Below are 12,447 nucleotides of genomic sequence, written 5' to 3'. Positions count from 1 at the left end.
TAAATCTACTTGCCTATTTCTTGTAGTCTATCACCCAACCCAATATACTCATGATAGTTCTTTTGTAAAGCTTGAATTGGGTCTGGATCGAGAATAGCAGTAAGCTCGCAGACGGCAAAGAATGCTCTTCCGTCAGGTAAATAGTAAAACCGATGCGCCTGCGAACCATACCTTTCTAGTCGGTGTGCAATTAGACTAACAGACTGTCCATGAAATTTATCGTACACTTGGCCACTTCCGCTAGATAGCAATTCGGCCGTAACGTAGTCAAGTTCTTTTGAGCATTCGTACACCTTAATGGTATCTGATTTAGTGGCCATGGACTTCACCGTCTTTAGTAGGTCTTTATAGCGATGTCCCCAACCCATCTTTGTCCATTTTTTGCAAACGTCCTGCACATTGTCATAGCTCAAATATATTGAGGCCACCTTACCGTAGTCATAGTGTATGATCCTTTCGCCGAAGGGAATCGCTTGCAGGTTTACGGATGTGTAGGTAGTATCTGTCCATTTCGTTGACTCACGAAGCGTATTCTGTGCCGATGTATGGTACGATAAAAATATCAACACGATTGTCAATCTTGCCATTTTTGCATTGTCTACAACGTTCGCGGTATTTGCAGTGTAAACTACTTAAAAAAATATTCCAGCCCTAGAGGGGAAAACTATTTCAATAATGTTCATGTGTGATGCCCCCCTAGGCATGAAAGGTGCGCGAAGGCGTAAACATCAACTGCGCTCAGAAGCCTCTTCCTGGCTTGATCCTCTAGAGAAGCTATAGACATCCTTTCATTTTCTCCATATGTTCTCCATACGTGTCCAGTACTTCTATCATCGTTCTATAGATGTTGTTTCATCGCGCTATAGATGACGTAGCATAAATTCCGATGTTTGGTTCATTTTTCTCTCATCGCGCGTTCATTGTTCTCTCATTAATTCGCATGTTTCTCCAGATGTCCGTTCATTGCGCTCTCATTATTCTGGCTATCGCCCCTAGGAAGATGCGGTGTTTGTTCTATAGAATGGGTCGTTTATGAAGCAAATAGGGAGGCTACACAGGAGGGTCACGGTAGAGAGCTGCGAGCTACGAGCTATTCGTGTCCGGAGAAAGTTTTCATAGCGGCCCCAAAGCCGGATCGCACTTACCCTTATCAACTTTTTGAATGTTCTACTGAGTCTGCCTGATTCGTTCATGCATCAGCCTCTTCTTACTTTTCTTTTTGCTTCCCCAAATAGAAAAGTAACAAAAGAATAAGGGGAAACTTAGACATGCTACCCATCGCACATGCCGGGGCTCCCCCGCGTTTAAGTTGGGCCGCCGCGCATACGTTCTATTAAACTGATTCTCTCAAAACAAACCCCTCTTTTTTACGGACTTCAAAAACCATCGATTACTGATTAAAAGCGCGCGTTATTTACCAAACTAAAAATTCCCAGGACACTAGTAGCTACAAGTTACAAGCAATGCGTTAGACTTTGGAATACTGGGCGTCTCTGGCCAAGGTATTTAGGATTAAGTTTTTTTACGCGCGAAGATCACCTCGTGGATTTCTTGAATACTTTAACACGCGAACACTTGAACACACTTAAAATCCCACACCGCACACCACGGGAAGCAAATAAATTTTCATCCCTTCATCACAAAAATCACCTGACTTTAGGTGAACTGAAGATCTTTAGTTTTTCAATTTACAAATTCAACTATGCGAATTATCCTATTAACAGTCTTAACCTGCTGTGCTTGTTTTTTTGCGCAGGCGCAGTACAAAAAGAAAATCACTGTGATTGCTTACTATTCCGGCGGACCGGAAAAGGTCGATAGCCTTGCAGCTGAAAAATTAACGCACATCATTTTCAGCTTTTGCCATTTGAAAGGCAATGAACTTGCCGTAGATAATTCGCGCGACTCTGTTACCATCAAAAAACTCGTCGGGCTAAAAAAACGAAACCCTGACCTGAAGGTAATTCTTTCACTTGGTGGTTGGGGTGGCTGTGCGCCGTGCTCTGATGTATTCTCCACGAGCGCTGCACGCACACAATTCGCAAAGTCTGTCCTAAAATTGAATCAATACTTTAAGTCTGATGGGATCGATCTCGATTGGGAGTATCCAACCATTGAAGGTCATCCTGGACATAAATATCAGGCCGCTGATAAGAACAACTTCACGGAACTTGTAAAAATTTTAAAGTCAACACTAGGTTCTAAGTATGAAGTGAGTTTCGCTGCGGGCGGGTTCCAAAAGTTTCTTGAGGAGTCAGTTGATTGGAAAGCGGTTATGCCGCATGTGGATCGCGTAAACCTCATGACGTATGATCTTATCAACGGATTCTCAACTGAAACGGGGCATCATACGGCATTGTATTCAAGGCCTGAGCAAAAAGAATCGACTGATAATTGTATTCAATATTTAATCAAGATTGGCGTACCGCGCGATAAGCTTGTTCTCGGTGCTGCTTTCTATGGCCGCATCTGGGAGAATGTGCCTGATAAGAACAATGGATTATATCAGCCGGGTAAATTTCTTTCGTTTGTAGACTATCATCGTTTTGCAAAAGAAATCACGCCAGCGCAAGGTTACGAACTTTTCTGGGACGATGTCGCCAAAGCGCCGTATGGTTATAACGCTACAAAACAGCATTACATCACGTTCGATGATAAGAAATCGATGCGCATTAAAACGCAGTATGTTATCGATCAGAAACTAGACGGCATTATGTTCTGGGAACTGAATTCCGATACCATGACGGATGGACTGCTGGAAGAGATTGATAAGTTAGCGAAAAAATAAGGTAGTAACTTCATTGACGCATAGAATGGCTGATCGGATTAACTGATCAGCCATTTTTTTTGTCCAACGATCATCACTTTCGTCCAGGCTGTTTAGTGAACCGGCCTGTTCGTGAAGTATGAGTACAGACCTGCATGTTTTGTGACAACCTTTGAACACGATCTGACTGAAATATCAGATTGAATCAACGCAGAGGATTTATTAATCACAAAACCCTTATAAAATGAAAAATCTAAAAGTTGTTGCGTTCGCGCTCTTAGCATCCGTGGCTTGGTCATGTTCTGAAGAAGAACCAGCGGTTGTGAAAAAAGAAACACCAAAGGAAGTAGCCAATGCGGAAACGTTAGCGCGTTTCGGAACGAGCAGTAATCTCAAGCTCGGCGACTTTAATGGTGATGGTTACACAGACGTTCTCCATGCCACTGGTTCACGCTGGAGAATTTCTTACGGCGGCAACACACCTTACGTATACACGACCTATACATCGGCACGTGCGAAAGACATGGCCATCGGAGATTTCAACGGCGATGGAAAAGACGATGTGATCGTGGGCACAGGATCACGTTGGCAGATTTCTTACAGTGCGACGTCATCATGGGTACTCGGTCCTTACACCGTGTCTGTTGCAAAAGATATGGCAATCGGTGACTACAACGGCGATGGAAAAGACGACGTACTGGTGGGTACTGGATCGCGTTGGCAAATTTCTTACAGTGCTACATCGTCATGGGTACTCGGTCCGTACTCTGCAGCCGTAGCTTATGACATGGCAATCGGTGACTACAATGGCGATGGCAAAGACGACGTATTAGTCGGCACTGGATCACGCTGGCAGTTTTCTTATGGCGCTGCATCTTCGTGGGTGCTTGGCCCTTATTCAGTGGCTACTGCTAAAGACATGGTTATCGGTGACTACGATGGCAACGGCAAATCAGACGTGCTTGTAGGTACGGGCAACTGGTGGCAAATTTCTTACGATGCCGTTAACAACTGGACTATCGTAAGAAACCCTGAATCGTCTATTGGTATAAACCTCGAGCCAGGGGACTTCAATAATGATGGCATTTCTGATGTATTCAATCCTACAGGAAGCCTCTGGCAAGTTTCTTACAATGGAACGTCCAGCTGGTCTACGATCAATACTTATCCAGAACAATAATCGCTACCAGCCTTTAAGAACTTAGTATAAGAAGAGACTGTCATTGGATTGACGGTCTCTTCATTTTTATGCACACAACGTACTGGCTGGATGTTTTCGTTGATCGATAACACAAAATTCATGCGTGCAACATTGGCATAACAGCCCGTTGCATCGGGAAAATTCACGGGTCTATAATATTCGAGGGTATAATCCAGGTATCTATTCATTAAGTGATGGTGATCTGCTACTTTAACCTTGCTATCATCACGATACATTCATGGCGAACAGAAATTATTTTCGAGCCACGTTGTTGTTATTACTCTTTCACATTGGAACGTATGTTTCAGCGCAAAACTTACCATTCAAACATTTCACTACACTTGATGGATTACCATCGCAAACAGTGTATGAGGCATTACAAGATCGTCAAGGATTCATGTGGTTTGCCACGTCAGCTGGTATCAGTCGTTATGATGGCTACGAGTTCACCAATTATACGTTAGAAGATGGGCTTCCTGATAACGACATCTTTGGATTTTATGAAGACCATAGCGGCAGAATCTGGCTGCGATCCATGAATGGAAAAATCTCCTACATTCATCATGGGAAAATATTTAACAGTGAGAATACGCCAGTTCTTAAAAAAATAGATCGTTCATCTCAAATCATGAAGATCGTGGAGACACCGGATAGTGCGTTCATGATTACCTATTATCTAGAAGGTGTGGTACGATGTACGCCAGATTTTCAAACGGAAAACATCTATCACAAAATTGACAAATCGGCCGGCGCATACATCGGTGGCTACCAACACCACGACGGATCGTATAGCATTGTGCGAACAGGTGAACTCGTTTGCCTTGCGAACAACAAGACAATTCTTTCGCGCGACACGTTTGCCTTTACAAGTTTTGCAAACCGAATCATTGGTGATTCCCTGTGGTTAGGTCAGGAGGATCAATTCGGATCCTCGCCTAAAGGCAGCGGAAAATTCAACCATTGGATTTCTACTGGCAGTCTCGTGCTCAATTTCGCGAAGGGAAGCGGTGGCTCAATATGGGTTTGCACAGAAGACGGAACGGTGCATTTCGATCCAATCACACGTCAACGCCAGCACTTTCTAAAAGGGAATCACATCTCTCACGTGATGGAAGATCATGAAGGGAACATCTGGTTCACCACGTTAAAGAATGGAATCCTACTGATCACACATAAAAATATTCGGAATTTTACCACTGCCGATGGCCTTAGCTCGAACAACGTCTATGCGATAAAGAAGTATGATGGTCAGATTTATCTTGGTCATGATAACTTCACGCTGTCTAAAATAGATCAGCAGAATAAAATCTCGAAGCATAAGTTTCTGACGTACCTTCCCTCTTACATACGGTATAGCAAACCTTTAATTTACGACATCCACATCGAACCGACATCGATGCTTATCTCGTCGCAATATGGCCTGTGCTACGCCAGTGGAGAAGACGTTACTTTGGTTAGTAACCTACATGGACGCGGCGTTGTGAAAGTGAACGACGACCGATACCTTGTCGCCGGGCGATACCATGGGCTGAGCTCATTCTCGAAGAAACTTCTTGACCGTGAAAAGCGCCATCGCGCAAGTCACGAGCTCCCAATATTTCGCGAAGCTTACAAACGATTTGATATCATTCAACACTGTGCCACGCCCGTGAATGTCGTGCACAAGCAGGGAGAAAATAAATTTTGGGTGGGGCTCGATGTCGGTATTGCATTCTTTAACGGCGATACACTAGTCAACCTACACGACAAAATTCCACAACTCAGCGAACGCGTCGTTGACGTCAAAACAGATTCGGCAGGCGCAGTATTCATCGCGACCAGCAACAAGGGCGTCTTCATCGTTTTACCCAATCAAGAAGTCAGAAAAATCAACCAACACAACGGACTTCCATCAAACCTCTGCAACAAAATTCAGATCGATGGAAAAACGCTTTGGGTCGGAACAAACGCTGGGCTACATCGTATTACACTGGCTCACAACTATGCACCAGCGGCTGTCCAGCACATCAACGCAACGGCAGGGCTACCGTCCAATTTCGTCAATGCACTCCTTGTTGACGAGCAGCGCGTTTGGGTTGGTACATCCAATGGGTTGAGTGTCATCGACAAAAACGTAGTCTCACATCCATCACCTGCACCACTGGTTTACATCACCGGAGTTGCAGTCAACCATCAAAACATCGCTATCGGCACTGCTGATGAATTCCATCACAAACAAAATAATTTCAAAATTTCCTTTGTCGGGATTACCTATAAAACAAATGAGAGAATTTATCGATACGCACTAACAAGCGGCGATCATCTGCCCGAACAATCATCCATTGAATGGCAAGAGACGCATAATACTTCCGTTGATTTTCCTTCGTTGCTACCCGGGCACTACACCTTCGCCGTGATGGCGCGATCGGATAAAGACGGTCAATGGAGCGATCCTGTCACCTATCACCTTGCTATTGCAACGCCGTTTTGGAAGACGAGTGGTTTTCTTGTTTTGATAACGATCGCCGCGACATTATTGACAATATACTTGACGCGCGTCTATCAACGGTATCGCCGGAATAGAAAAGCAGAAAAGAGAAAACTTCAGCTCGCCGAATTAAAAACGCTGCATTCACAAATGAACTACCATTTCATGTCGAATGCTTTCAATTCTTTACAAGGAATGTTGTTCACAGGAAACAATGTTGACCAGTACATCGGGAAATTTAGCAAACTCATGAGACTTACTTTGGAGCACTCCGACCGCCAAATGATCACACTCGCTGCCGAGTTAGAGTATATTCAATTGTATTGCGATATCGAACAACTTCGGCTTGGCCCACGTTTTTCTATGTCCGTCGCTTGTCATGAGCAACTCAATACAAGTCGCCTGTTGATTCCATCGCTTACGTTGCAACCCTTTATCGAAAATGCAATCTGGCATGGCATCATCCCGATGAAAGAACACGGCCTTGTTACGCTGACGATTTCGCCCTTCGACGCGTTCTTTAAAATAGTGATTGAAGACAACGGCATTGGTGTTAATGCATCCCTGTTAAGTAAAAGAACAACGGCACGGAAATCGTATGGCACCAAGTTGATCATGGATCGGTTAGAGGTTATCAAACAACAGAATAATACCTATTTGAGTGTGCAAATCGAAGACATCGGCAGTGACTATAATGACAGAAGTGGAACGCGCGTCTCCCTTGCATTTCCGTATACCTACTACGAATAAAGGACTCCTATGAATGTTGTAATAATAGACGATGAACAAAGTGCTCGCACTACACTTCGGAAACTTCTCTCGATACACTGCCCTGATGTGGTAATCGATCATGAATGTGATTCCGTAAATGCGGCATTTGAATATCTCTCAAATCACGATTCACCAGACATCGTGTTTCTCGATGTTCACCTAAACGACGGTGATGGTTTTGATTTGCTGCAACGTCTTTCACAGATTGATTTTGAAATCATTTTCACCACGGGATACAACAACTACGCGATCAAAGCCATTAAATATGCCGCCATCGACTACCTGGTGAAGCCGTTGGTTGGGGATGAATTGAAGGACGCTGTTGTGAAAGTGTCGAAGAAAAAAGGGGAACAACTTCGCGCGTTGGTTCGAGGCGACAATCGACACCCACAAGGACCGATGAATGGTCGAATAGCTATCGCAGACTCACATGGCCTGCAGATCATCGCATTGACACGCATTCTTTATTGTAAGGCGGAAGGCAACTACACTTCCTTTATTTTGACGAATGACCAAAAGATATTGGTGTCAAAAAATCTGAAGGAGTTCGAGACCATCCTGCAGTTGCCACAATTTGTTAGAATCCATAATTCCTATCTGATCAACATTGAACATGTGAAGTCGTACGTAAAAGGTCGTGGTGGTCAGGTGCAAATGAGCAATAATGATTATCTCGACGTGGCGCGAAATAGAAAGCAATTATTCTTGGAAGTGGTTATGCCGGGATATTCGGTGGTGTGATGGTAAGGTATCGTCAGTGAGTTTCACATGCTAAAGGATATTTAGACATATTTATTTTTGATCATCAGTTGAATATTATAATCAACTTCGTAAGTTTGCGCTCCTAAATCGGGAATTGTGATTCACTTCTCGCATATAGTCTTCTGAATTTCAATAATTTGATAGTAAATAGTTGAATTTTAGATTAAAACGGCGCGGTAGCTCAGGTGGTTAGAGCGTTGGATTCATAACCCAAAGGTCGGGGGTTCAACTCTCCCCCGCGCTACAAAAAAGACAGCATGAACGCTGTCTTTTTTCGTTATGCATCATGTTTACGTACTTTACAGCATTCCCCATCGTAAGACTTATGTGGGTTATACAAGTGATCTTGAATCACGCTTGGCATCTCACAATGAACTGTCTACCAAAGGATAAACGCTGGCGATACCGACCATGGATCGTATTGTACACGGAGCAGTACATCTCGAAAGCCGATGCAATAAAAAGAGAAAAGGAATTGAAGTCTGGATGGGAAGAGTGCTCATCAAACAGTTAATAGAAAAATACCAACAAGAGCATTGAAACTCATATCTGCCATAGGCGGACGGGGGTTCAACTCTCCTCGCGCTACAAAAAAGACAGCAAGAACGCTGTCTTTTTCGTTATGTGTCTACCCATCGTGAGACTAATTGCGGCTTTTTTAACGCTGGTTTCTGAATTGCGACAAAAGATGACACTGTCTGGTAAAACAGTGCACCACATCGTCGCAAAACCCTTGCAGGTTGTTTCCGATCTTATATTTTTGCCTCCCTGTTTTTAATTTTATGGAGCAAGAAAATCTTTCTAGGTGGGTTGATCAGATGGCAAAGGAGTTCTCCTTGCCTCTCAAAAATGTTAAGGCTGTGGCCGATTTGTTGGCGGAAGGCGCTACAATTCCTTTCATTTCGCGTTATCGCAAGGAAATGACCGGCAGCATGGATGAGGTTATGGTAGCCAACATTCGTGATCGAATTGAGCAATTGCGTGAATTGGATAAACGTCGTGAAGCGATCATCAGCTCCATCGAGAAACAAGGAAAATTAACGCCAGAGTTGCTGGGTTCTGTTGTCAATGCCGAAACATTAGCAGAACTGGAAGATATCTATCTGCCATACAAGCCGAAGCGTAAAACACGCGCGAGTGTTGCAAAAGAGAAAGGCCTCGAGCCTTTGGCACAGCGACTTTTTGAACAAGAAAAATTTGACCTCGATTCTTTCTCATCCACCTTTATTAATACTGAAAAAGGTGTTGCAAATCAGCAAGAAGCACTCGACGGCGCGCGCGACATCATCGCAGAATGGGTTGCTGAAAACCAGGACACTCGGAAGAATGTACGCGAACTTTTCTGGAGCGAAGGCAACGTAGAGTCACGTGTGATGAAAGGCAAGGAAACTGAGGGCCAAAAATACAAAGACTACTTTGAGTGGAACGAACCAATAGCCAAGACACCTTCACACAGACTTTTGGCGATGCGTCGTGGGGAAAAGGAAGGCATTCTTGCATTGGATATTTTTCCACCGGAAGAAATGGCAATCTCGTCAATGGAACGCCAATTTGTGAAGGCTGAAAATCCAGCGGCTGAACAAGTAAGTCTTGCTATTAAAGACTCTTATAAACGTTTACTTCGTCCGTCACTTGAGACGGAAATCCGTATGGAAACGAAAATGCGTGCCGATGAAGAAGCGATTAAAGTATTTGCGTCAAACTTGAAAGAGTTGCTCCTCGCTGCACCACTCGGACAGAAAAACGTTCTTGCTCTCGATCCTGGATTTAGAACTGGATGTAAAGTTGTGTGTCTCGATCGACAGGGAAAATTGCTTCACTATGACGTGATCTATCCCAACGACCCTCAACGGGAAACGGCTAAGTCTGGTGCTTTGATCAAACAGCTTTGCACCCAATTCGACATTGAAGCGATCGCGATTGGTAATGGTACTGCGAGTCGTGAAACGGAATCTTTTGTAAAGTCTATCGGCCTGAGCAATAAGATTATTGTGGTGATGGTTAACGAAAGCGGTGCATCAGTTTATTCAGCCTCTGACGTTGCACGTGAAGAATTCCCAGACAAAGATGTGACGGTTCGGGGCGCAGTATCGATCGGAAGAAGATTGATGGATCCGCTGGCGGAACTGGTGAAGATCGATGCCAAATCTATCGGGGTTGGTCAATATCAGCATGATGTTGATCAGACTAAACTCAAGGCTGGTCTCGACGATGTTGTAATGAGCTGCGTGAACTCCGTTGGCGTTGAAGTAAACACGGCCAGTAAAGAACTCCTCTCCTACGTCTCGGGATTGAGTCCCGCACTCGCGAAGAATATTGTAGAATTCAGAAATCAAAACGGTCCGTTTAAGGAACGTGCAGAGCTGATGAAAGTACCGCGCTTAGGTGAAAAAGTATTTGAGCAGGCCGCGGGATTTTTACGCATCGGTGATTCACAAAATCCGTTGGATGCAAGCGCTGTTCACCCTGAAAGCTATGCTATCGTGCAACAAATGGCGGCAGACCTAAATTGCTCAGTGAAGGAACTCATGTCAAGCGCTGACCTGAGGAGACAACTTGACCTAAAGAAATATGTAAACGATAAGGTGGGGCTTCCTACACTTACGGATATCGTATCAGAATTAGAGAAACCAGGACGCGACCCTCGTCAGGTATTCGAAATTTTCAGCTTCACCGATGGTGTTAACACGATTGGTGATCTCAAAATCGGAATGAGACTTCCTGGGATTGTAACGAACGTAACCAACTTTGGTGCTTTCGTCGATATCGGTGTTCACCAAGATGGGCTTGTTCACATCAGTCACCTTTCGGACAAATTCATTAAAGATCCTAAGGAGGCAGTCTCTGTGGCACAAAAGGTGAATGTCACTGTTGTTGAAGTGGATGTACCGCGTAAACGTATTGGTCTTTCTATGAAGAGCAACCCGTTTGCAGATGCACAACCCACGACAAACACAGGGGGAGGAAATCGCTCCAAAGACAATCGTCGCGACAATAAACCGAAGGAAAAGGAAATGAGCATGGAAGACAAACTCGCGATGCTCGTTAATAAGTTTAAGAAGTAATTTGAATTAAGGATATTCACAAAGGTTCAGGCAATCGTTCTGAACCTTTTTTATTTGATACCATCATCGTAACTCACAAACGACAACTACCATGCGCCTTAAATTTACGCGAAAAGAAATTCTGATATCCATTGCGCTGATCGTTATAATCGGCGGACCATATCTATACAAGTCGATCAAGATTTCTAACTACGACCAGTCGTTTAACAGTGAACGTAAGGCCCTTCAACTCCCCTTACTTGAATCAACTTTTATAGAAAGTCAAAGTAGTCTTTGGTGGACCAATCCGTCTAACGCCTACCCACGCCACAGCTTGAAAGACATTCAAATTCAAGATGCCTTATTTGCAAACTATGCGATCAAAATTGAAAGTGATCATTTTGACTATCTGGAAGGTGACAGTGTCATTACATTAACTGCATTCTATCATTACGATAAAAAATGCTGTAACTACTATTACAATGGCAATGGGAAGACTAAAGAGTTGACCAAGTCAGAATTCAATACGTTACTGCAGGAGCATGGGATAAACTTTCAGTATGTGCAGGATAATTGTGCAAAAGATCCAACTCCCAAACACTGATGCTCTCCCAAGACCGCTCGGAGAACTAGATCACCCAACGATTTCGTTGAGCTTCGACGGCCGGAATTAAGGATGAATTGTTTTCATTTTTTGTTCCGACGAAGATCTTGATCGGATCGCCTGGCTTTACTTCGCGGAATAGAAATAAATCATCGGTTTTACATTTGGCATTAATCACCCTTCCCGTGCTCGTTGTGTATTGATAAAACACGACACCCTTTGTTGAGAACGCCACACTTAACATCGGGTCTGTTTTTACAAACGTAGCTTCGACGATCTTACCATATTTAAGAAGCTGTGACTTCACGACGACACGAATGACCGCGTACAACATGAGTGTAACGCCTATGCCTAAAAATATTAAGCAGACATATTGAATGATTTGAAATGGAAAGCTAAACGTCTCGAAATCGGTCAACATGGAATTTGATCCAAGATATCTCACGTCCACTTCATCGCCGACATACAGATCAAATACATCGGGATCGATCGTGCGAAATTGCCCATAGAGCGTATCTCCGTCGACTACGTAATCGTAAGATATATCTGACGGATGTCGGCCATTGATCGACGCGCTGTAAATGGTGGATATGTCTGTAACAACGCCTTGTGTAGACGTTCCCTCCTTCTCGATCTTCTCATAGTCCACGTCTAATGATTCTTGTGAGAGCGTCAGTGACATGAATGAAAAAAGCACGAAGATGTAAAGTGATATGCCACAAATCACGATACCGGCCACGAATGGCACGAGGTGTTTTTTCAACAGTGATAAGTATGTATCGAATTTTATTAGTCTAGCTTGCATGGTGGAGTTTCCTTGTTGGTATAGGG

General features: G+C 43.8%; 10 protein-coding genes and 1 tRNA gene. 8 read left to right on the top strand and 3 right to left on the bottom strand.

Features of this window, described 5'->3' with window-relative positions:
- Positions 1–5 precede the first annotated feature (5 nt).
- Entirely contained in the window at positions 6–587 is a 582-nt protein-coding gene (locus DQQ10_RS14535; protein ID WP_112747617.1) for a hypothetical protein, read from the bottom strand.
- 1,115 nt (positions 588–1,702) lie between these two features.
- Between DQQ10_RS14535 and DQQ10_RS14530 the strand changes: the two genes are divergently transcribed.
- On the top strand, positions 1,703–2,788 hold the full coding sequence (locus tag DQQ10_RS14530; protein WP_112747616.1) for a glycoside hydrolase family 18 protein: 1,086 nt from the start codon (positions 1,703–1,705) through the stop codon (positions 2,786–2,788).
- A 223-nt stretch (positions 2,789–3,011) separates the two neighbouring features.
- Positions 3,012–3,947, top strand: a complete 936-nt coding sequence (locus DQQ10_RS14525; RefSeq protein WP_112747615.1) for an FG-GAP repeat domain-containing protein — start codon at positions 3,012–3,014, stop codon at positions 3,945–3,947.
- On the opposite strand, the gene DQQ10_RS14520 is transcribed toward DQQ10_RS14525, so the two are convergent.
- Positions 3,932–4,156, bottom strand: coding sequence for a hypothetical protein (locus tag DQQ10_RS14520; RefSeq protein ID WP_133259658.1), 225 nt, complete (start codon positions 4,154–4,156; stop codon positions 3,932–3,934). The two genes, DQQ10_RS14525 and DQQ10_RS14520, sit on opposite strands and share 16 nt — an antisense overlap.
- A gap of 50 nt (positions 4,157–4,206) precedes the next feature.
- On the opposite strand from DQQ10_RS14520, the gene DQQ10_RS14515 reads away from it, so the two are divergent.
- The 6 genes from DQQ10_RS14515 (at position 4,207) to DQQ10_RS14490 (ending at position 11,616) form a co-directional block, all read left to right on the top strand.
- Positions 4,207–7,185: a sensor histidine kinase gene (locus tag DQQ10_RS14515; RefSeq protein WP_112747613.1), complete on the top strand. Its 2,979-nt coding sequence runs from the start codon at positions 4,207–4,209 to the stop codon at positions 7,183–7,185.
- Between the two features lie 9 nt (positions 7,186–7,194).
- Positions 7,195–7,947 carry a LytR/AlgR family response regulator transcription factor gene (locus tag DQQ10_RS14510; RefSeq protein ID WP_112747612.1) on the top strand — a complete coding sequence of 251 codons (753 nt, stop codon included), beginning with the start codon at positions 7,195–7,197 and terminating at the stop codon, positions 7,945–7,947.
- Positions 7,948–8,138: 191 nt separating this feature from the next.
- Positions 8,139–8,212 (top strand) — tRNA-Met (locus DQQ10_RS14505).
- A 35-nt stretch (positions 8,213–8,247) separates the two neighbouring features.
- Positions 8,248–8,361 carry a GIY-YIG nuclease family protein gene (locus tag DQQ10_RS28240; protein ID WP_245970420.1) on the top strand — a complete coding sequence of 38 codons (114 nt, stop codon included), beginning with the start codon at positions 8,248–8,250 and terminating at the stop codon, positions 8,359–8,361.
- A gap of 389 nt (positions 8,362–8,750) precedes the next feature.
- On the top strand, positions 8,751–11,033 hold the full coding sequence (locus tag DQQ10_RS14495; protein ID WP_112747611.1) for a Tex family protein: 2,283 nt from the start codon (positions 8,751–8,753) through the stop codon (positions 11,031–11,033).
- Between the two features lie 91 nt (positions 11,034–11,124).
- Entirely contained in the window at positions 11,125–11,616 is a 492-nt protein-coding gene (locus DQQ10_RS14490; RefSeq protein ID WP_112747610.1) for a hypothetical protein, read from the top strand.
- A 25-nt stretch (positions 11,617–11,641) separates the two neighbouring features.
- Here DQQ10_RS14490 and DQQ10_RS14485 read toward each other — a convergent pair whose 3' ends face one another.
- On the bottom strand, positions 11,642–12,421 hold the full coding sequence (locus tag DQQ10_RS14485; protein ID WP_133259657.1) for a DUF3592 domain-containing protein: 780 nt from the start codon (positions 12,419–12,421) through the stop codon (positions 11,642–11,644).
- Positions 12,422–12,447: the final 26 nt, after the last annotated feature.

The organism is Pseudochryseolinea flava (assembly GCF_003286915.1).
Classification (GTDB): Bacteria; Bacteroidota; Bacteroidia; order Cytophagales; family Cyclobacteriaceae; genus Ohtaekwangia; species Ohtaekwangia flava.
The sequence above is the reverse complement of the archived record's forward strand: the minus strand, read 5'-3'. Positions and strand labels throughout refer to the sequence as shown.